Here is a 22,099-nt window from a genome sequence, read left to right as displayed (position 1 = left end):
TTTTTAAGTAGTTCATTTATCTCAAAAACCGGCAATGAAGTAAAATGTAAATCAACAAAATCTGACCTAATGAAAAAACGAGTTTTATTTGTGATTGGTACATTCACATTGTCCCTGTTGCTGTACATTGACAGGGCAATGATTTCTGCTGCAGAAGAGTCGATCTCCCACTCATTGGGGTTTACAGACACTCAGATGGGGTGGGTTTTTGCAATATTTGCTCTTGGCTATTCGCTGGCGCAGGTACCAACTGGTTATGTTGCTGACAGATACGGCCCGAGGAAACTGCTGACGGGTATTGTAACAGCATGGTCAACCTTTACCATAGCAACGGGTGCTGCGTACAATTTTATATCAATGTTGGTAGCCCGGTTTCTTTTTGGGGCTGGTGAAGCCGGCGCATTTCCCGGAATGTCTCGTGCTGTCTACTCCTGGATACCTCTGAAGGAAAGAGGAATTGTAACGGGTATCAACTTCTCAGGCTCTCGAATAGGAGCTGCCGTGGCCCTGCCTGCCGTAGCGTGGCTGATAAGTACCATTGGCTGGCGCATGAGTTTTATCGTATTCGGGATTATTGGATTCTTCTGGGCTCTGCTCTGGTACTGGTGGTTCAGGGATGACCCGGAGGACCATCCCGGCATTAGTGATGAAGAAAAGCAATATATCCTTGAAACCAGGCAAAAGCTTACCAAAGAAGAGGCCGAGGGAAAATTATCGTACTGGAATGTGTTGAAATCCGGGAATGTGATACTGGCGATGTTCCAGTACTTTGGCAGCAATTTCATTTTCTTTTTCTGCCTCTCGTGGTTGTTCCCCTACCTGAAACAGACCTACGATCTTACCATGGTTGAAACGGGTTTCTACGCTTCTGCCCCATTTTTGGCAGGGGCGGCCGGCAACTTTTTTTCCGGTTTCCTGGTGGACTATATCTATCGTAAGGGAAAATGGAAGCTTTCCCGCCGACTTCCGGCCATTATGGGATTTACACTTGTGGCGGTAGGCGTATTGGCAAGTATGCAGATGGATACTCCCGGTGGAGCCGTGCTTTTCCTGTCAATTGCAATATTTGGTGCCGACATGACACTGAGTCCATCATGGTCATTTTGTGTGGATATCGGTAAAAAATTCTCGGGTACCGTGTCCGGAACAATGAATATGGCCGGTAATTTCTTTGGCTCGTTCCTCGCTTCTCTTGCATTTCCCTATCTGACCTCACTGACCGGATCAACAGATACATTTTTCTACCTTGCCGCATTTTTTGCCGTGCTGTCGATAATAGCGTGGTCTTTTATGAATCCGGATAAACCAATCGAAACTATTTAATGCAGTAAATATGCATGATATAAAAGGAGTAGTTGTAGGAGCAGGATACTTCAGCCAATTCCATTATGACGCTTGGAATCGAATAGGAGGTGTGCGCATAAAGGCAATCTGCGATTTGGACCAAGAGAAAGCCCGCGAAGCGGCTGATATGTGGAATATTCCGCGCGTTTATAAAAATGCCGGTGAAATGCTGGAGAAGGAAAAGCCTGATTTCGTAGATATTATAACTCCGCCGTCAACCCATTTACAACTGACTAAATTAGCGGCTGATTTAAATATTGCGGTCATTTGCCAAAAGCCGTTGGCACCTACCTTTGAAGAGGCCGAATCAATAGTGGATTACACGAGAAAAGCCGGTATTCGCTTTATGGTACATGAAAACTGGCGTTTCCAACCGTGGTACCGGCAGATAAAACGTATGATCGATGCCGGCGAGATAGGAGAGCACCTTCACACCTTGTACTCCAGAATGCGTACCGGAGATGGATGGGGCAAAGATGCCTACCTGGATCGCCAGCCGTATTTCCGAACGATGCCTCGTTTGCTGATCTACGAAACGGGCATCCATTTTATCGATACCTACCGGTATTTAGCCGGAGAGGTAGACTCGGTCTATGCCCGGTTGAAACAATTTAATAAAGAGATAAAAGGAGAGGATGCCGGTATTGTGCAGTTTAATTTCAGCTCAGGGGCAATGGGGCTGTATGACGGGAACAGGTACAATGAAAGTATTTATGCCGATAACAGGTACACGTTTGGGGAAGTAACGGTTGAAGGAAATGGAGGTACGTTGCGATTAGATGGCAAAGGAAATCTTTCCATACAGAAATTGGGAGAACCCGTAAAACCAGTGGAATACGAACACCATAGGAAAGGGTTTGCCGGTGACAGTGTCTACTTTACGCAGATGCACTTTTTGAATGGTTTAATAAATGACTCTCCTTTTGAAACAAATGGGCCAAATTACCTTCGGAGCCTGAATATACAGGAAGCCATATATAAATCTGCTGAGAAAAATTCAGTTGTCAGAATGAAAACTGTCAAGTCCCGCAATAAAATTGTGGATTGACATATTCAAAAGTTATTTCCCGCAGTAATAAAGAGCAGTAAACAATGCTCGGTTAGTTTGAATAATGAGTTGAGTATCCAGGCTTTTGCTACTGAGCAAGAAATATACTTATAGAATAAAATTCTATTCCCATAAAAGGGATAGAGGACAAAGGAGAAAGGAAAATTAAAGAGAATTTTAGTCTCGGCAATGTGCAAGATGTGTGAATGAGTATTTGAAAACCTGTAAAAGGGAGCAATAAAGGGATGCTAAAAAAGGGATACGGTATGACAGCAATAGATACAAAATCGGATGAAGCCTTGCTCAGGCTTATCAAAGCTGATAGTCAAAAAGCCCTGGAAGAGCTGTTTGAAAAATATTATGACCGGCTCTGTGATTTTGCTTTTCAGTATGTAAAGTCCATTGACTTGTCTGAGGAAATTGTTTCAGACGTGTTTTTAAAAATATGGGAAAGGCGTCACAGGCTTAATATTTCAAAAAATTTAAAGGGCTATTTGTATACAGCTACCCGGAATCAAGCACTTAACTATCTGGAAAAGCAGGATAATGAGCTAGAGTCATTGACTGAAAATGCCCGTGAAATAGAATCTGGCAAATACCATCCTGACGAAGAACTCATATTCAAAGAACTGGAAAATCGCTTGGAAGCATTAATTAATACACTGCCCCCGCGAAGAAAGATCATTTTTAAGCTAAGTCGACTTGAGGGGTTTACGTACAAGGAGATAGCTGGAATTTTGTCAATATCTATTCATACGGTGCAGAATCAGATGGTAGCGGCAGTAAAGACATTAAGTTCCTATACGGAAGATGATCAGTGAAACATTTCATTCTTTTGTGACAGGCCATTGAAAAATCTATTTCATCACGAATGAGTACAAAAACAGGCGAATTGTGTTAATCCCTCCCCCTCCCCCCGTGTTAAGATCGCTACGCCCCCAACAATGTATAATTTGGAATACTGGCAATTTTACAGGTTGAGCCAATACACCTGTATGTTACTTTAATTTACAATAATTAAAAATTTATAATCAGCCTGGAGTAGTAGGTCACCCTCCATATTCCTGTCTAACAAGTGAAGTCAAAAGGTAAAATGTAGTTCATGAAGCAGTACGAAGAAAAAATCTGGATACTCATAACTCGTGATCTTTCAAATGAGATTACATCACAGGAGCAGGAATTGTTAGAAGAATGGCTTTCAAGCGATCCTGAAAATCGGGCTTTTTACAATCGGGTTAAAAAGGCTTGGGAAGATGAACCTGAAGTATCTCTTAACAATTCGCACTTGTTTGATTACGAGCGGGGGCTCAGCAGGTTAAGGTCGAAGCTTTCAAAAAAAGAATCCAATTACAAAAATGCCCACAATATTCTAAACAAATCTTCGAGTTTTTCTACCTGGAAAGTTGCCGCTTCCGTATTACTGATTGTTGTTTCCCTGTCGGTGTTTATTACCGTTCAGTATTGGGAGGAGCCAACAGTCACCTATACAACAGGCGGTATGGAGCAGCGAATAATATCACTTTCTGATGGCACAAAAGTGCACCTGAATAAAAATTCGAAAATCGAATTCCCCGAAGTTTTTAAGGGCGATTACAGGAGAGTGGAATTGAAAGGGGAAGCTTTTTTTCAAGTGGAAAAAAATAATGATAAACCATTTAAAGTCCACTTGGAACAGGGCATTGTGGAGGTGCTGGGCACCTCGTTTAACATAAAAGAGATGAAAAAAAGTGGTAAAACCCTGGTTGCGGTAAAAGAGGGTCGTGTTTCGTTTGAATCCGAAATAGCTGAACAAAACGACGCAGTCCTGTTGTCTGCTGATCAGGTCGGGATATTGTCCGCTATGGATAAGACGATAAGAGTAGAGGATTCCAGTGTAGATAATTACCTGAGTTGGAGAAGTGGTGAATTGAAGTTTGAGCGTATGCCCCTGGATCAGGTGTGCCTGCAACTGGAGCGTATTTATGAAATTCAATGCGAATTAGCAGATCCGGAATTGAACTCACTGACACTGACAGTGCATACGGAAAAACTCGAAATGGATGATGTTCTCAGTACGATGGCCATGTCACTGAATATAGAGTATCAACAAAAGGAAAATAAAGTTATTTGGTATCGTAACTAGTTCACGCTGTGAAACAGTAGGTAAATTTAATTTCAGATGTACGAATATTAAGCCAAAAGGAGGACAGCTTTGATGAGGAATAAGTAGGTACAGGGATTTAATGCAAGGGGATAAATAACAGTTATAATAAACAAGGATGGAAAACTATGAAATATTCGATTCAAACGTTACAGGTGCTAGGTGCGCTTGTTATCACAACTTTTTTTATGGTTGGGATAACATTTGCGCAGTCAGAATCTAATGAGGATGTCGATAAGCAACTCTCTTATAATGAAAGGCAGAGAGTGTTAACCGATTCCAATCCCATTATCAGTCTGAATTTGCAGAATGTAGAACTTGATGATGCCCTGAAATCAATTGCTCAAAAGTCAGGTGCAGGTCTCTACTATAATGCTGATCTGTTGCCAGAGAAGAAGATCAGTATTGAGCTAAAAGGGGTATCACTTAGCAGGGCGTTGGAAGAGGTGCTTGAAAATACCGGATTAGAACCATTTACATCCGGTCGCAATATTATGTTGCGGGAAAAAAATATAGCCCTATCTCATCAGGATAAAGTAGTAATTGAGCAGGTAACCGGTTCTGTAACTGATGCTGAATCTGGTGAGCCACTTCCAGGGGTTAATGTAGTTATAAAGGGGACAACTACCGGTACCTCCACTGATGCTGCAGGGGAATACCAGTTAAATGTACCTTCACTACAAGACACACTGGTATTTTCATTTGTAGGGTTTCAACGACAGGAAGTGCCAATAAATGGGAGAACAGAAATAAATGTCGAACTGCAAACCCAGGCGGTTACCGGTGAAGAGTTGGTGGTCGTTGGTTACGGCACGCAAAGAGAAGCTGATGTAACGGGAAGTATTGGGAGAGCAGATCCGGAGGATATGAACAGAGTTACATCAACAACTGTAGGTCAGGCATTGCAGGGTCGAGTTCCGGGCGTTTTCATTAAAAATCAGAATGGCCAGCCTGGTGATAATAAGACCTCTATCAACATACGTGGATTTGGTGATCCCCTTTTTATTGTTGATGGGATGCCTGTTGACAAGGAGGTATTCCAGGATCTGAACCCCAATGATATCGCTGAAATTAATGTACTGAAGGACGCTGCTTCAGCGGCAGTTTATGGAGCAAGAGCCGGAAATGGCGTAGTCCTGGTTGAAACCAAGCGGGGATCTGTTGGTGATATTCAGTTCTCATACAAGGGAGATGTGGGACTTCAAGGCCTGACAATGGTTCCAGATGCGATTGACTCTTGGGAATATATGGCCTTGTACAACATTGAAAATCGTGATGGTGGTCAAGATTATCGCTGGTCTCCGGAGACGGTCCAAGAGTTCAGACAGCATAATGATGGATCAGACCCAGAAAATTTTCCTAGCGTGGATATGTTTGAACTTATTCCTCGTGATGCGGCACCGATGATGACTCATAACCTGTCTGTATCGGGGGGGAGTGAGCGTGTACGTTATTTTGTATCCGGAAGCCTGTTTAATCAAGAAGGACTGGAAAAGAATGTCTTTGGTGGTACAGATACTGAATTTAACCGGTACACGGTTCGTGGTAACCTGGATGTGGCTATTAGTGAAAGGTTTGATTTTGGTCTCGATATGAGTTACAACCTGCAGGATTTTTACGGTCCTAGAAACCAAATGGAAGGCACAGACTGGTCGCAGGGTCAGGGAATTTTTGCCCGTAGTGGTCGGTGGCGTCCGTTTCATTCCATTGTAGAGCTTCCCGGCGGGCATCGTGAGTTTCCAAGAGGTGCACCTGGGGGACAAACCGTAAACCCTCTGAATTTAGCGAGTGCATATATTGGCGGTTCCCAGGAGTTTCAGAGACAGCTGATTGACCTGAAACTGAGTGGGGAGTATCAACTGCTTCAGGGATTAAGTACACGGGCTGTTTTAAATTATCAGACAACCAATTTGCAGGATAAGATGTTTCAAAAGGAAGGCCCGGAATATCGCTATAATGCAGAAACGGAACAGCATGAGCGTGTTCGTGCTCTAAATGCTGATACCAGGGTCGAACGAAGAAATACTCAAATCGAAAATATTAATTTCCAATACTTTCTGAATGGAAATCACACATTCGGGGAGGATCATACATTAACCAGCATGTATGTGTTTGAATATATCCAGGAAGATTTTGAACGATTTGATGCAAGCCGCATCGCATACGAATTTCCCATCCCCCAACTGAATGCGGGCCCGCCCAGCCAGATGTTTAATAATGATGTTATAAGCAGAAATAAACGGATGGGTCATATAGGCAGGCTTAATTACAATTATGCCGATAAATACTCCCTGGAGGCAAGTGCAAGATATGATGGATCCATACGGTTCCCGGAAGGTGACCGGTGGGGTTTTTTTCCATCCTTTTCCGCGGCATGGAATATTACAGAAGAACCATTTCTGCAGGAGAGCGAGACGCTGGATTTCCTGACGAACCTAAAGCTCCGGGCTTCCTGGGGACGACTTGGTTTTGACGGGGCCGGTGACTTCCAGTTCCTGTCAACATACTCATTTGATGATTTTGTAATCTTCCAGGACAATACTCTTCGGCGAACGATCAGTAGCGACGGCCTTCCCAACCCGAATATTACATGGGAAAAAATGGACATCATGAATATCGGTGTAGACGCCACCTTCTGGGAGGGAAAATTGGAAGGTTCATTTGACATTTTTAAACGGGATCGTTTCGATGTGCTGGGCCAACGCATTTTAGAGGTCCCGCCTGTCGTGGGAGCAGAGTTGCCTCAACAAAATTTCCAGGAATTTGAAAACAGGGGACTGGAATTCAGCCTGCGCCATAACAATCGAGTCAATAATGATTGGAATTATACTGTAGGTGCTAATTTTGGGATCCACGAGGAAATCGTAAGACACACAGATGAGCCTGATTTCATCAACAAGGAAGTAGAGCGACGTGAAAAGCAAATTGACCGGCGAGCAGTTTCAGGTCCGTTTGGGCAGATATGGTATTATGAAACTGACGGGTTGTTTGCATCTCAGGAGGAGATCAATAGCTGGGCGGATATTGATGGTAATGGAAATCGTTCTATCCAGGTGGGAGATGCAAAAGTCGTGGATAGAAACGGCGATGGCAGGATTACCGATGCTGACAAGTATATAGCCAGCTCCGGTACTCAGCCACGGTTTACATTCGGATTCAATACCCGTGTCGGCTGGAAAGGGTTTGAGCTTTCCACGTTCTGGCAGGGTGCGGCTCTTTTTGGCTGGAATCTTGACTGGAGTGAGTTTGAGGAACCGTTCCCATCCAATGGGGTTGCCCTGCAAAAGGACATAAAGGATGCATATATCCCGGAAAATGAATTTGGCCTCCCCACGGTAAGTGCAGAAGAGGCAAGATGGCCGCGAGCTTCGGGAATATTCGATGACGAGTACGACATGTTTTTGATTGATGGATCCTACTTGCGACTCAAACAGGTTCAAATAAGCTATACCGTTCCCACAGACCTAGTTAGTGGACTAGGATTAAGAGGTGTGAAATTGTATACAGGAGGAACCAATTTATTAACGTTCTCAGATCTTGATTTTTTAGACCCTGAGATTGATGAAAATCCTGCACAATTTTTTGGAAATTATCATCCACAGACCCGCGTGTACAATTTTGGGGTTGAAATTGATTTCTAAAATGAAATTCAATCAAAAAATTCACTGGTAAAACAAATTTATAAAGTTATGAAAAACACAAAGCAATTATATAAACCGGTAGCACCGCTTATCATTTTACTTCTGGTTTTGGTTTCCTGTGAGGGCGTTTTGGACCTTAATGAGGATCCGAGAGACCGGGTAAGTGCTGAGCAGGTATTTCAGGATGAAGCTTTTGCCGAGGCACTGGCAGCAGACTTGTACGCAGGGTTCCCCTTTAACGGTTTTAACAGTCCCGGCTTGCGTTTTGACGGCACGCTTGGACATCACGATTTAGGCACTGAGAGAGGGGGTAACTTTGAGGGTTGTAGAACTCATGGCGGAATGGATGCAGAGACAGATTGTGTAGGGTTATGGGACTACGAGTATATAAGGGATCTGAATTCCTTTATAGAAAATATCCGGGCTTCCGAATTGTCTGAAGATTTCAAGTCCCGGCTTGAAGGCGAAGCCAGGGTATTGAGGGCGGCCGTCTATTTTAAAATGCAGTCCAGGTACGGAGGCGTACCCCTGGTTGATGTTGTGCTCGATCCGTTTGAGGAGGTCCCGGAGCAATATCGGGTAAGAAGTACGGAGGAAGCACTCGCCGACTTTATAGACACGGAGTTGGAAACAGCAGCGGGTATGTTAGCGGGATTGGGAAATCCCGAAGAAAAAGGCCGTGTTAACGAATGGACGGCCTATGCCTATAAAGCACGGGCGAATCTTTGGTCGGCTTCAATTGCAAATTTTGGCACGCTGGCAGATAACGGGCTAACAGGCATTCCATCATCCAGGGCTGACGAATTTTACCAAAAAGCAAGTGATGCCGCCCAGCAGGTAATTAATTCTGGGGCTTATTCATTACTTCAAGGGGGCGACCCGGCCCAAACCTATTGGAATATTTTCGTTGAAGACTCAAATCCGGAGATTATATTTGAAAGAATATATAACGGCGTTGAAATTAACCATCCGTTCGCTCACCAGGTTCAACCGACTCCATTTTCAGAAGGACAGGGTTCGGAATTGAATCCCACACTGGGACATGTAATGAGTTTTGAAAATTTGGACGGTACGTTCACCAATCCGGATTTAGGGCCAGATAACTTATATGATAATGGTGCTGCGCCCTGGGCCAATAAAGACCCGAGAGTCCATGCACAAGTCCTGTTTCAGGGTGATTTATATGGAGGTAACGTTGTACAATCATATGAAGGTCTGGATCCGACACAAGGAGGGACCAACCCGGACAATATAATTTCGGAAGTCGGTGTAAATTTTGAAGGTACTCCCACCGTTGGAGATGCCAGTCGAAGGCAGGCTAATCAATTCTTTCCATCCACGGGACTTTTACTCTATAAATATGTGCCCGATGAAGATATACTGATACCGGATGATAGAGAAGATAACAATTGGAAAGAGTTGCGATTGGCCGAGATGTATTTAATTGCAGCAGAGAGTGAATTTGAACTGGGTAATCTGGCTGATGCAGCTGAATTTCTCAACTACACACGCGAAAGAGTCGGTTTACCAGAGTTGGATGCAGGAACAATAACGCGTGAACGGGTGAGAAGAGAACGAACGAGTGAGTTGGTATATGAAGCTCATCGATGGGATGATCTGCGAAGATGGAGAATTGCCCAGGATAGATTGGATGGCCAAAGGGTACAGGGAGTCCGGACTATTTTACACCATGAGACAGGTCAATTTTACTTTATTCCTATGGATGCTGAAGCGACGCAGCGTGAGTTTCGGCCGGAGCATTATTACAATCCGATTACCAATAGCAGAATTGAAGAAAATGGAGACTTGGTGGAGAACCCCGGGTACTAAGGGAGTGGCTGTTCCAAATTCTATTCAAAAAATAAATTTGCAATTTAAATAAGATGAAAATGAATGCTATAACAATTAGAAAAATTCCGACTTTAGTACTGATGGCAATTTGTGTAGTCGTTTTATCGAGTTGTAGCGAGACGGTCACTGATTTTGGTTATGATGGCCAGATCAGTGGCATGATACTCGATCAGGATGGAAATCCGGTTTCCGGGGATATCTCAAATGCAGCTTTAACGGTATTTGTTTTGGGGGAAGAGGATCGGGTACCGCTGGAATTGAGGGTTAACGGCGATGGTTCTTATTCAAATCTGCAGTTGTATCCACAGTCTTATACCGTTTGGATTGAAGGTCCTGTTGATGGCCCAGGCGACCAGAATGTGGATCTCACAGGTGACCCTGTAGAACATAACATTACCGTTACACCCTATTTGGTGATTCCTGAGCCCACAGCTACCGTTTCCGGTGGCGATCTTGAAGTCAATTATGAGATAACTCCCAGCCAGGGACATACAGCAGAAGAACGAGTTGTGCTGGTGAGTTCGGTTGCCAAAGTGGGTGTCAACACCGGCAATGGTCCCAGGTGGCAAACCCGACAGGAAACGCTAGGCAGCAATTCGGGAACTGCAACTGTTACACTTGATTCTGAGCTCCTGGAGATGGCGGAAGAAAGGGGCGGTGGCAATTTATATATCCGTGTGGCCGCGCGGTCTGACCAGACAACCGAATGGAATTATAGTGTCCCAATTGCTATCGAGGCTCCCTAAATATTCCAATATGAAGATAGATAGCGATAGAATAACGTAATAGATCGGGAATCTGGCAGGTAGGTGTTAGTGTCCAGTCAACCATAACCATTCGGGTTTACGGGATACTGGAACGCAGATGAGGCTTATACTGCGGATTAACCACAGAATAGGTGTTCCGAAGCATACCTTCACATGATCTACCTGCATAGATCAGCCTGATTGGTGGTATCCGCGTTCTGCCAGTAACGGCCGAAATCCAGGGTTTGGCGGCGTACACTAGTTACGGATGGCAGTAATAGTTCAGGGTGGCTTGTTAAGTGAAACGTTAAAGCCGAGACCCCGGAAAAATAGGCTCCAACACGAATATCAATCTCATGCGGAAAATTTTAGCACCATTTAGCCTGCTTCTGTTTTTCTTCTTTTCTGCAATAGAAGCTATTGCTATAGAAAATTTAGATGGAGGCGATGGTGTGAATATAATATATATTTTAGTTGATGATCTGGGATATGGAGACCTAAACCTTGAATTGGAGGGTGTTGATCAATTCAGCAATCCATATATAAAAACTCCAAATCTATCGCGATTCGCCAAAGAGGCGCTGGTTTTTACGCGGCATTATGCTGCGGACCCTACCTGTTCACCTTCCCGGGCTGGTTTATTGACGGGAAAGACTCCGACTAGGCATAATATCAATCGGTGGATAAACGATTTGGAGGAAGATGACCAATATTTTTTAAGCGGTAAAGAGGTAACTATCGCGGAATTGTTAAAACAAAATGGTTATCAAACGGCCATTTTTGGCAAGTGGCATTTAAACGGCGCGGACTGGACAGAACCCGAAAACTGGACAGGGTGGACCGGTTCTTTTCCCAATCAACAGGGATTTGATTATGCGTTTGTCTCCAAGGAAAATCCACACAGAACGGCCAGTTTACAGACGAATGCGATGCGTAACCCGGGCGATTTTTACTTGTCAAATGAGGAGGTGACCGGCAAACATCTGGGTGTAATTCAGGGCTATTCCTCTCAAATTATAACGGACAGGGCAATCGATTGGCTCCAACATAAAAGAAATCCTGATAAACCTTTTTTCTTGTACCTTCCCTATGATGCCGTTCATGAAAAAGTACAGAATCCTCCGGCTTTTAATGCTTTGTACAATACGGGCAATGTTCCGAAAAATAAGTACTATGCCAATGTAACCTACCTGGATCATCATATAGGGCGGATTCTGGATTTTCTTGATCAGCAGTGGGAAGTAGAAGACACCATACTCGAAAATACCATAATCTTCTTTTCAAGTGACAATGGACCTGAAGTACGCGATGTATACTGGGGTGCTCATCGCTCTTATGGGACTTCCTATCCGTTGTTCGGACAAAAGCGACAATTGTATGAAGGTGGAATTCGGGTACCTGGTATGGTTCGATGGCCGGGCAAAATAAAACCCGGAATTACCAGTGAACCCAACTCAACGGTCGACGTACTGCCTACCGTGGCTGAATTGACAGGAACAGAAATACCGGAGAATCTGGATCTGGATGGTGAAAGTCTTGTACCTTTGCTGCTAAAGAATGAAAAAATAGAGAGGGATAAACCTTTATACTGGCAGAATGAACTTACCGGCCAGGAGTGGGCAATAGCAGGCAATGGTTACAATCAAAAGTATGTTGGACCCGAACCACTTGACTTACCGGTTCCGAAGGTGGTTATATCAAGGGGACCGTATGTGATGAGAGGGTATACCGAGGGAAGAGAGGAGCAATTCAAAAAGCCGACAGTGTTTCAATTATATAACGTGGAGAAGGATCCGTTGGAAAAGGTGGAAATGTCATCGTTTAAGCCTGAACTGTATGAAGAAATGAAAGAGGAACTTCTGGCCATGTGGGAGAATGTACAACAGGATCGGCTGCAAACAGAAAATGAAATTGTCAACAAAATCGATCAGCGACAGTAATTCTTGGTCAATAATCATTTGAATACATAGCAGATAAAAATTTTTATGCAGAATCATTTTTTAATGTGTATCACCTTATTGCTTATACCTCTTTTTGTTATCACAACGCATGCGCGTACGACAGGAATAAATAGTTTGAATGATGATATCATAGAAAACACACCATATAAAACTAATGGGCATCATAAGGAGTATGGTGATACCACTGTTGTAGAGATCAGATCAGAAGGGGTTGAACTGAGTTATTCTGTAACAGAGATACGTGCCAAAGCGGGTAGTATTTTAAAGATTGTATATATCAATGACAGTGATATGAGTCATAACATTGTATTGGTCCGGGAAGAAAAGGATATCAGACCGGTGGGTATTGCGGCTCTTCAGGCAATATCCAATGATTGGATTCCGGAGAAAGAAATGGATCGTATTCTCGCATACAGTGCATTGGCTTATTCCGGTGATACAGTAGAAGTTGTTTTTGAGGTACCGCCACCTGGGACATATCCATACATCTGTACATACTCTGCTCACTGGACCCAGATGCAGGGTCGGTTAATCTCAACGGAATAAGATCTTCAAGTGGTACAACATTTATAGAATCAACGAAGAAAAGTCTTGCACAACAACAATTAATGTTCAACCAGTTTATCCATTATGGCTACAAATAACACGGTATATCGAAGTAAAAAGTGCCTAAACCTTACAGTTGCCTTCCTCCTGGTGTTGATGGTGGGTTCAGCTGTTGACACCATGGCACAAAGTTCAAATAGCGAACAAAAAGTAAAATTCAGAACACATATCATTGATGATTCTCTTATCGGGGGGGCGTTTTCCAATACAGCTCTTGCTGATATGGATGGTGATGAAAATCTTGAGTTCATCATGAGTTCGCGTGATACGGATAAAATATATGTATACAAATATCATGAACCTGGGTATTGGACCAAATTTATAGTGGGCGAAAATCCACCAACCGATGCCGGTGGTACTGTATTGGACGTAGATGGTGACGGGCTGCCCGACTACGTGGTAGGTGGCGCATGGTACCGGAATTCTGGTGATCTCAACGAACCGTATAAGCAAATTGTATTCGATGAAGACATTATGGATGGCTCTATCCACGATCAGGTCGTAGCTGATATCAATGGGGATGGACGAATGGATATGATTACAATGTCGGATCGGAATAACTTTCGGTGGTATGAGATTCCCAGTGATCCCACAGATTCATGGATACGACATGACATTGGAGAACCTGTCCATGGCGGTGTAGCACCCAAGGGATTTGGAGATCTTGATGGAGACGGAGACACTGATGTAGTTCGTACAGATGTATGGTATGAAAATGTTGATGGAGAGGGGACCGAATGGGAGAAACATGATCTGGGCCCCTTCATGCCCCTGCCGGAGGGCGAGCCAAGCTGGGCAGCCGATGCGGCAAGATCGTGGGTCGCTGATATAAATCAAGACGGGCGACCAGATGTAGTCCAGACCGTAGAAGAAATGCGAGGGGGCAGAGTCTGGTGGATGGAGAACCTTGGTCCGGATTCCAATGGAACAATAGAGTGGCACCGGCATGAAATTGCAGGATGGGATCGTGTAATGGGAGGTCTGCATTCCCTGGGTGTGGCTGATTTTACCGGAGATGGCAAACTTGATGTTATTTCGGCTGAACAGGACTGGCAGCGGGCTCGTCCGGGAGAAAACGGGGAATTAAATCCGCGCTATTATTTATGGGAAAATCTTGGAGTCGGTCCTTCCTGGTCCAACAATCCAACCGTTGAATGGAAAGAACATGTGATTTCTGATGAAAATCTTGGTGGTCACGAGATTGTATTTGGAGACGTTACGGGCAATGGTATGCTTGATATCGTTGGAAAGCCCTGGAGCCCGTCAGATAACAACGCTTTGGGAGGTAGAGCATTTGTAATATTCCTGGAAAACAAATCCATCCTGGAGTGAAATTTTAATAATCCATTTTGCTGGTTGAACATTAAGTCAATCCCGCCGGGGGACATAACGATCAGTCGGTGGGTAGGGATTGGTTATTTCCACTTTGGGATGGCTGATTAGAGCTGGTTTTTTAAACATACAGCTGTTCACCAGTGGCCATGAGTATAGTTGAGGAGGGCTTTGCAAAACCGTTGTTTTGACCAATATCGGTATTTTCGCAGATTCGAAATCCTCATTTATGGAGTATAAACTGCGGTTCCGAATCCGCTCAGGCTTTGATCTTGACCAAGACCCCTGGTTTTGCAAAGCCCTCTTGAGATGAGTTCAAATAAAAATTGATAAGTTAAATGTTAACATGGTTTATAAGATGAATGTTTTAAAACAGGTATTGCTATCTTCAGTATGTTTATGGTTTGCTTCTTTAGGCCTGCCGAAAACTACACAGGCCCAGTTTCAGCCCTCTGACAATATGAATCCGATGGACCATGGGCCATTTGTAACCTCTACGATTACCCATGATCCGGTTACGACCAGCAGCATATTTGTGTATAAAGGAATAGCTGTTAAAGTGGGAGAGGATCCAGAGGCCGTAATAACATTTGACACGGATCTGCTGCGCATGGCTGGTGCCTGGACCGGGGGATTTCTCCAGTGGTACCTGGCGCGGGACGGGCTTGAGGATTGGCCCAGCCCTGCTGGTATTACCCATTTCGAGACGAGTCAGACACCCGGATGGACGCTCGATGGAGAATTTGATGATCCCAGGAGATGGCCATATGGACCTATACCCAAAGAGCAGGGCCATTACAAGGGACTGTATACCCATGGGAAACAGGTTCTGTTTTCATATACCATTGGTGACAGTGATATCCTGGAACTGCCGGGTTTTGACCGTGTGGATACTCACCCGGTATTTACGAGAACGTTTAATTTGAGTCCCACGGAGGAGACGCTCTCTTTACATGTGTTGCAAGTACCGGATAGCGCAAGAACGGTAATACAATCTGTTTCCAATTCCAAAGAGTACATAAAAATACAAGTTGGAAACAACACCCGTACGGTCGGAGCGCAGGGAATTCCCGATGAGGCCGAATGGAGAATTACAAACCGCCATCTCATACTCGATCTGCCTGCTCTCATGAAGCCTACTCGATTTAAACTTGCTATCGGTCCGATTTTACCCGGCGAGGAAGCAGGTTATATGGAAGGGTATCTAAAACGGGCTGCAAGTGTATCTGATCTTTCTGAACTGAAAAAACCGGGACCGGACCAGTGGAAACCCCTGGAAACGGAGGCTGTAATGGGGGAAGAAGATGGACCGTTTACCGTGGATGAGCTCACAGTGCCTGAACCCAATCCCTGGAATTCGTTCATCAGGTTAATGGATGTGGACTTCTTGTCTGATGGCCGTGCCGTAGTCGCCTCTCTGAGTGGAGATGTATGGCTGGTAGAGGGGATCAGAGAAGATCTGGGAACACTCCGCTGGCATCGCTATGCAACCGGCCTTTTTCAACCAAGTGGCGTTAAGGTGGTTGATGATAAAATCTACGTTACCGGGCGCGACCAGATTACACGATTGCATGATGTAAACAATGACGGCTACGCAGATTTTTATGAAAACTTCAATAATGATCTGATGGCCTCAACCAATTTTCATGCATTTACAATGAACCTGGAGACGGACTCCCAGGGGAATTTCTATTTTGCAAAATCAACTCCCTGGCCCCCCTATCTCAGGGGAGAGGGCCCGCCCAGGGATGCAGAGGTGACTCCACATCACGGGGTTCTTTTTAAACTGTCACCAAATGGCGAAAAGCTTGAAGCCATTGCCAGAGGTCTGCGCAACCCCAATGGGTTGGACGTCGGTTCCGACGGCGAGATGGTATATGCTGATAATGAAGGCAACTGGGTTCCTACAAGCAAAGTACATAGAATAAAAAAGGGAGAATTCCACGGTTTTATCCCCTCGGCCCATCAGCCTGAACAACCGGAATCCTTTGTGCCACCGCTTATTTGGACGCCCCATTATATTGACAATTCACCGGCTAAACCGATGTTTATTGAGTCAGATAAGTGGCCCGCTGAACTGCAGGATGACCTGTTGCTGGCCTCTTATGGCAGGGCTAACCTTTCATTGATCTTAAAAGAAGACGTTGGCGGAGTATGGCAGGGGGCTCACTTAAACTTGCCTCTCATGTTTAAATCAGGTCTGGAACGCGGAAGATTCCACGAAGATGGGCATCTCTATATTGCCGGAATGACAAGCTGGCAATCAATTGGAGAAGACTGGGGTTCTTTTCACCGCGTACGGTATACCGGGCAGCCTTTGAACCTGCCGGTAGCCCTTAATACGAAAGCCGGGGGACTTGAACTGCGGTTTAATCAACAACTGGACCCCAAGACAGCTGCAGACCTGGAGAATTATGAATTGCAACAATGGACGTATCCGTGGACGAGCCAATATGGTACGCGGGGACAGTTGTATTCGGTAGAAAATCCTGGAGAAACCCATCCTGATCCGGTACATGTTGAGTCAGTTCGCTTATCTGATGACGGTAGAGCGGTATTCCTGGAAATCCCGGCTCTAAGACCGGGAATGGTACGCAGCTCACTGGGTACACTGGAGGAATTGCCGGATATGATTGAAGCCTCATTGGGACTGGTAATGTCGATAAATTACCAGATCTCCACCGCAGATGGGACGAACCTGAGTCACATGATTCATAAAACTATCCACCGGGTTCCAACCGAAAGATTTGAGGAATAGCTCAAATCCCAAACTAACATCTTAATTCTAACAGGTGTGTTGTTTCTGCAGCATGTATGGGGCGGCATCCGGTATGCCACGGGAAATTAATGATGTAAACATAGAATCGATTTAAAACATAATTACATAATACAAGCCATATGAAGTCATTAATTGTTGGTCTCAGTTTGCCCCTTCTGTTTTTTATGTACGGCTGTCAGGAAGACCAAAAGACAAGTGAGCCTGCTGCTAACCGGGGGAATACTGTAGTAGTGACGAAAGAGCAAAGGTTTGATTACCAAACCTGGAAGATTGAAACGGCAAATGGGACCTGGCATTTTGAATATGAACATGCTGACTCAGGGTATACAAGTACGGGATTTTCATCCGCCATCGATAGCGAGGGAAATGACTGGATAGGCAATGACTGTGTCGATAACCGGGAGTGGAGAGGGTGGCCCAACTTTGGTCCCGACGGATTCGGTCATCCATGCCGTGGAGGAGGGGATTCACGCTGGATTGATACGAATACTATTCCGATCAATTTTACGGATACACTCCGAGGTGAACATCTGATTTTAGAATCCTGGAATGACAATTACAGGGTACTCTATCATTTTTTTCCTAGTCATGCAGCTATAGAAGTGTTGGAGGCGAGACAGCCCTACGCTTTCCTGTTTGAAGGTCCGATTGCCGGCCAGATGGATATTGAACAGCAGCATTATGTGCTGGAAGATGGGGTTAAGTATGGACTGGAAAACGCCAGGGGCCTTGGCTACCTCAACCCGGAATTTGGAAACGATTTCCCCTCCCCGTTTTTCTACTTTACCGATAAAGAGGCCAGCCAAATTCTGTATGTAGGTGCAAAAGGCCATACCGAGGGCGGGGATGAAGGCTGGGCGCAGCCGGACAACATGGTCATCTTCAGCTATGGCCGGGATGAGGATGAGCATGCCCTGACTGGCACCGATGGTGTGGCCGTATTTGGCTTCCTGGACAAGGAAATGGGCCATGATCAAATTAGTGACTTCATCAATGCTCGTCTTGAAAACCCATTTAAACCTGTTGAATAGTGGATGGATGCAAATTCGTGGTAGGGATCTCAATTGGTGAATTATAAAGTTTACGTAATCATGAAAATAAAAATTTCCATTACAAGTCTATTATTGTTCTTAATGATTGCTTGTGATGAAGTAAAGAATCAGAAACAAAATGGAACAAGCAAGAGTGACAAAATTGTAGCTACTCAAGATACTTTACGACAAAACGAGGATACGATATTTCCGGGAGATAAATGGGAGCAAACTGAACCTGAATTACAGGGAATAGACTCCTCAAAATTGAACGAGGCGATTCTTTTTTTAGAGGAAAATTCCGGATTCGATGGAGTAAAAGAATTAATGGTTATACGGAATGGATATCTGATTTGGGAAGGTGAAAACGTGGATAAAGTACATGGTGTCTGGTCAGTGACCAAATCTTTTACCAGTACAGTTCTAGGCTTGTTGATAGGTGACGGCAAGGCCAATATTAATACCCTCGCGAGGGATATTATCCCAGAAATGGATGAAAATTATCCCGAGTTGGAACTCAGACACTTCGCAACCATGACATCCGGGTACAGAGCGCATGGCGACGAGCCGCGCGGCGATTATACACATGGTCCGAGTACAACACCGTTTATTCCCGGTGACCCGTTGTTTACACCTCCTGGTTCAAAGTACGCTTATTGGGATTCAGCTATGAATCAATTTGCAAATATTTTAACCAGAATTGCTGGGGAGCCACTGGAGGATTTTATCAAACGTCGAGTCTTGGACCCCATAGGTGTAAATCCTGATCAGTGGCGGTGGGGAGATTTCGGCGAGTTCGGGGGATATAAAATCAATGGAGGTGCGGGCAATAACAGTAATCATATTTTCATTTCAGCACGAGAAATTGCCCGTTTTGGCCATCTGTTCCTAAATCAGGGTAACTGGGATGGCAAACAGTTGATTCCAAAGGATTGGATACAGAAAGCCAGTGCCGTACAAGTTCCAGCCTCACTCCCCCTGGGACATTTCGAAAGTGGAATAGAAGGTAGTGGCATCTACGGGTTTAACTGGTGGGTTAATGGTGTCAAACCGAATGGGGATAGGAAATGGCCAGGTGCACCAAAAGGCACATTTGCAGCCTGGGGCCATAACAATAATAATCTTTTTATTATTCCTGAATGGAATATGGTGTTGGTACGATTGGGTTTGGACCAAAGTGACAAAGTAATCACCGACAAAATTAATAGTCAATTTATTCAAAAAATAGGTAAGGCTGTAAAGTAGAAATGCTTAAAGCAAATATAAACCATTACAATTAAAACATGAATACTATGAAGAAATTAACTTTTTTTATGATTCTAATATCAGCATTGCTGATAAGACCGGACATCATATTAGCTCAATCTAGCGGTTCGATTGATGGCGAACAAAAAAAGTGGCACCCGATCACTATTACATTTGACGGACCCGAAGTCAGTGAGACCGATGCCTTCAACCCGTTTTTGGGCTATCGGCTAAATGTCACATTCCGGCATGAAAGTGGTCAGAGCACGTACGTGGTTCCCGGCTACTTTGCTGCCGATGGCAATGCTGCGGAAACAAGCGCCACTTCAGGCAACAAATGGCGGGTCCATTTTACACCGGATCAAACGGGGGAATGGACCTATGTCGCCTCCTTTCGCCAGGGTGACAAGGTGGCGATTAAATTGGATCCGAATGCAGGAGAAGCGACTTCTTTTGACGGAGCCACCGGCACGTTGAATATTTCGGAAACAGACAAAAGTGGCCGCGACCATCGCGGAAAGGGGATGCTCCGCTACGTGGGAGAACGGTACCTGCAGTTTGATAACGGAGAGTGGTTCATGAAAGGCGGAGCCGATGCCCCCGAAACGCTGTTGGCATATGAGGATTTTGATGGCACCTACCTGCAAACAGGATCAACCAGCCACAGTTATAGTGATGAGCTACTGTGGGGAAGCACTCAGCATAACGACCGACGAGGCCCTGCACCGCTAAAATCATACAACGCACATGTACAAGACTGGAACCCGGGAGATCCCGTATGGCAGGGCGACAAGGGCAAGGGACTCATCGGCGCCCTCAATTACCTGTCTGAGAAAGGGATGAATGCTTTTTCGTTCATCACGATGACGGCCGGCGGTGACGGGAAAAATGTGTGGCCCTGGATCAACCATACGGAAACCGGTCGTTACGATGTTTCCAAGCTGGCACAATGGGAAATGGTATTCACTCATGCTGATGAACTCGGCTTGTTTGCTCATTTTAAGACACAGGAAACTGAAAATGATCAGTTGCTGGATGGCGGTGAACTGGGAACCGAACGGAAGCTGTATTACCGGGAACTGGTAGCCCGGTTTGCCCACCACCACGCCCTCAACTGGAATCTTGGGGAAGAGCATGATCTTTGGAATGAGTTGGGAGACCGCGATATGGATTTGGCAAAATCGTATGCAAAATATATCCACGACCTCGATCCGTACGACCACCCCGTGGTTATTCATTCCTATCCCGGGGATTATGATGAAGTGTATGGACCCCTTGTCGGCTTCGAATATTTTGAAGGTCCCTCCGTGCAAACCAATAACATGCAGCCGTGGGATAATTTTAACAGGATAAGATCCCTGGTGGAAATGTCGGACCAGTCCAGTCGCAACTGGAATGTATCGCTTGATGAAGCCGGCAGCGGTGGCCTTGGCGTTACAACCGACGACTGGGATGACAACTATAACCAGGATGATGCCCGGGCAGTCTACTGGGCAACCATTGCTGCCGGGGGGGACGGTTCGGAATGGTATTTCGGGTATAGTGAGGAGCAAAATGACCTGAATGCGGAAGACTGGCGAAGCAGGGACGCCTTGTGGGATTATACGCGAATCGCAATGGATTTTTATCGTGACAATAACATTCCTTTCTGGGAAATGGATAATGCAAACGGTCTGACGCGCAGTGAAAAGGATTTTGTTTTTGCAGATCCGGGGGAAGTATATGTGATTTACCTACCGGATGGCGGCGCCTCTACCCTTTTGCTCGAAGATTCCGGAACGTACTCGGTAGAATGGTTTAATCCGCGTGAAGGGGGCGAACTGCAACAGGGACGGGTCCTGGAAGTCCCGGAAACGTATTCGCGAGAGCCGGAAAGTGTACTTTCAGCTGTGCCCAACGTCAAGTCTCCGGTGGTACGAAGGGGACGCGTCGTTGAGGTAAATGGCCCTGGCCGTGTTTCTTTGGGTATCCCACCGGTGGAAGCTGAAGAACGACAGGACTGGGTCATACTGGTGCGAAAGCAATAACACGGTTCAAAGAGAGATTAACCCCGGATAATTCAGAGTAAATTCTTATGAAAGGAGCCCGATAATAACGCTCGAAATCCTAGATGGGTACGTTAAAGCTATTTTCGGGACAACACGGGCTCCTATTAAATTACGCAGCCTTTGTCCCGTCACCCAAATATGAGCTATGGATTACATCATTTATCCATCAAATGGTCGACGTTCGATAGTTCATTTTCTTACGAATAATCCGGGTAAACACAACAACTGTTATCAGAACAGAACAATATGAGAATACTATTTATAAAAAAAGTAGTTAAAAATATATTTGCCGGAAGCATAGTTGCTTTATCTATCCTCTTTATTACC

14 protein-coding genes are annotated in these 22,099 nt (G+C 45.0%); all 14 read left to right on the top strand.

Features of this window, described 5'->3' with window-relative positions:
• The first annotated feature begins 69 nt into the window (after positions 1 to 69).
• The 14 genes from ACG2F4_RS00555 (at position 70) to ACG2F4_RS00490 (ending at position 21,751) form a co-directional block, all read left to right on the top strand.
• A complete protein-coding gene (locus ACG2F4_RS00555) occupies positions 70 to 1,323 on the top strand; it encodes an MFS transporter (protein WP_395257213.1) in 1,254 nt (417 codons plus the stop codon).
• Between the two features lie 10 nt (positions 1,324 to 1,333).
• Positions 1,334 to 2,392, top strand: coding sequence for a Gfo/Idh/MocA family protein (locus ACG2F4_RS00550; protein ID WP_395257211.1), 1,059 nt, complete (start codon positions 1,334 to 1,336; stop codon positions 2,390 to 2,392).
• Positions 2,393 to 2,658: 266 nt separating this feature from the next.
• A complete protein-coding gene (locus ACG2F4_RS00545; RefSeq protein ID WP_395257209.1) occupies positions 2,659 to 3,213 on the top strand; it encodes an RNA polymerase sigma-70 factor in 555 nt (184 codons plus the stop codon).
• Positions 3,214 to 3,494: 281 nt separating this feature from the next.
• Entirely contained in the window at positions 3,495 to 4,514 is a 1,020-nt protein-coding gene (locus ACG2F4_RS00540; RefSeq protein WP_395257207.1) for a FecR family protein, read from the top strand.
• Positions 4,515 to 4,660: 146 nt separating this feature from the next.
• A complete protein-coding gene (locus ACG2F4_RS00535; RefSeq protein WP_395257205.1) occupies positions 4,661 to 8,173 on the top strand; it encodes a SusC/RagA family TonB-linked outer membrane protein in 3,513 nt (1,170 codons plus the stop codon).
• A gap of 48 nt (positions 8,174 to 8,221) precedes the next feature.
• Entirely contained in the window at positions 8,222 to 10,003 is a 1,782-nt protein-coding gene (locus ACG2F4_RS00530) for a RagB/SusD family nutrient uptake outer membrane protein (protein WP_395257204.1), read from the top strand.
• 101 nt (positions 10,004 to 10,104) lie between these two features.
• Positions 10,105 to 10,770, top strand: coding sequence for a hypothetical protein (locus tag ACG2F4_RS00525; protein ID WP_395257202.1), 666 nt, complete (start codon positions 10,105 to 10,107; stop codon positions 10,768 to 10,770).
• A 356-nt stretch (positions 10,771 to 11,126) separates the two neighbouring features.
• On the top strand, positions 11,127 to 12,710 hold the full coding sequence (locus tag ACG2F4_RS00520) for a sulfatase (RefSeq protein ID WP_395257200.1): 1,584 nt from the start codon (positions 11,127 to 11,129) through the stop codon (positions 12,708 to 12,710).
• Between the two features lie 45 nt (positions 12,711 to 12,755).
• Positions 12,756 to 13,277, top strand: a complete 522-nt coding sequence (locus ACG2F4_RS00515; protein ID WP_395257198.1) for a plastocyanin/azurin family copper-binding protein — start codon at positions 12,756 to 12,758, stop codon at positions 13,275 to 13,277.
• 84 nt (positions 13,278 to 13,361) lie between these two features.
• Positions 13,362 to 14,669, top strand: a complete 1,308-nt coding sequence (locus ACG2F4_RS00510) for an FG-GAP repeat domain-containing protein (RefSeq protein ID WP_395257196.1) — start codon at positions 13,362 to 13,364, stop codon at positions 14,667 to 14,669.
• Between the two features lie 460 nt (positions 14,670 to 15,129).
• Positions 15,130 to 17,427 (top strand): DUF6797 domain-containing protein, encoded by a 2,298-nt coding sequence (locus ACG2F4_RS00505; RefSeq protein ID WP_395257194.1) that lies wholly within the window; start codon positions 15,130 to 15,132, stop codon positions 17,425 to 17,427.
• Positions 17,428 to 17,567: 140 nt separating this feature from the next.
• On the top strand, positions 17,568 to 18,479 hold the full coding sequence (locus ACG2F4_RS00500) for a hypothetical protein (RefSeq protein WP_395257192.1): 912 nt from the start codon (positions 17,568 to 17,570) through the stop codon (positions 18,477 to 18,479).
• A gap of 60 nt (positions 18,480 to 18,539) precedes the next feature.
• The gene (locus ACG2F4_RS00495; protein ID WP_395257190.1) at positions 18,540 to 19,724 is read left to right on the top strand and encodes a serine hydrolase domain-containing protein; all 1,185 of its coding nucleotides are present in this window, start codon (positions 18,540 to 18,542) and stop codon (positions 19,722 to 19,724) included.
• Positions 19,725 to 19,771: 47 nt separating this feature from the next.
• Positions 19,772 to 21,751, top strand: coding sequence for a DUF5060 domain-containing protein (locus ACG2F4_RS00490; protein WP_395257188.1), 1,980 nt, complete (start codon positions 19,772 to 19,774; stop codon positions 21,749 to 21,751).
• Positions 21,752 to 22,099 lie beyond the last annotated feature (348 nt).

The organism is Halalkalibaculum sp. DA3122 (assembly GCF_043951865.1).
Lineage (GTDB): Bacteria > Bacteroidota > Rhodothermia > Balneolales > Balneolaceae > JAMQKA01.
This window is presented reverse-complemented; position numbering and strand designations above follow the sequence as displayed.

What these genes read in the sequence shown, in the direction of transcription:
- ACG2F4_RS00530 (WP_395257204.1), top strand. Translation starts at nt 8,222, where the DNA reads ATGAAAAACACAAAGCAATTATATAAACCGGTAGCACCGCTTATCATT.
- ACG2F4_RS00540 (WP_395257207.1), top strand. Translation starts at nt 3,495, where the DNA reads ATGAAGCAGTACGAAGAAAAAATCTGGATACTCATAACTCGTGATCTT.
- ACG2F4_RS00515 (WP_395257198.1), top strand. Translation starts at nt 12,756, where the DNA reads ATGCAGAATCATTTTTTAATGTGTATCACCTTATTGCTTATACCTCTT.
- ACG2F4_RS00550 (WP_395257211.1), top strand. Translation starts at nt 1,334, where the DNA reads ATGCATGATATAAAAGGAGTAGTTGTAGGAGCAGGATACTTCAGCCAA.
- ACG2F4_RS00555 (WP_395257213.1), top strand. Translation starts at nt 70, where the DNA reads ATGAAAAAACGAGTTTTATTTGTGATTGGTACATTCACATTGTCCCTG.
- ACG2F4_RS00535 (WP_395257205.1), top strand. Translation starts at nt 4,661, where the DNA reads ATGAAATATTCGATTCAAACGTTACAGGTGCTAGGTGCGCTTGTTATC.
- ACG2F4_RS00495 (WP_395257190.1), top strand. Translation starts at nt 18,540, where the DNA reads ATGAAAATAAAAATTTCCATTACAAGTCTATTATTGTTCTTAATGATT.
- ACG2F4_RS00510 (WP_395257196.1), top strand. Translation starts at nt 13,362, where the DNA reads ATGGCTACAAATAACACGGTATATCGAAGTAAAAAGTGCCTAAACCTT.
- ACG2F4_RS00490 (WP_395257188.1), top strand. Translation starts at nt 19,772, where the DNA reads ATGAAGAAATTAACTTTTTTTATGATTCTAATATCAGCATTGCTGATA.
- ACG2F4_RS00500 (WP_395257192.1), top strand. Translation starts at nt 17,568, where the DNA reads ATGAAGTCATTAATTGTTGGTCTCAGTTTGCCCCTTCTGTTTTTTATG.
- ACG2F4_RS00545 (WP_395257209.1), top strand. Translation starts at nt 2,659, where the DNA reads ATGACAGCAATAGATACAAAATCGGATGAAGCCTTGCTCAGGCTTATC.
- ACG2F4_RS00505 (WP_395257194.1), top strand. Translation starts at nt 15,130, where the DNA reads ATGAATCCGATGGACCATGGGCCATTTGTAACCTCTACGATTACCCAT.
- ACG2F4_RS00520 (WP_395257200.1), top strand. Translation starts at nt 11,127, where the DNA reads ATGCGGAAAATTTTAGCACCATTTAGCCTGCTTCTGTTTTTCTTCTTT.
- ACG2F4_RS00525 (WP_395257202.1), top strand. Translation starts at nt 10,105, where the DNA reads ATGGCAATTTGTGTAGTCGTTTTATCGAGTTGTAGCGAGACGGTCACT.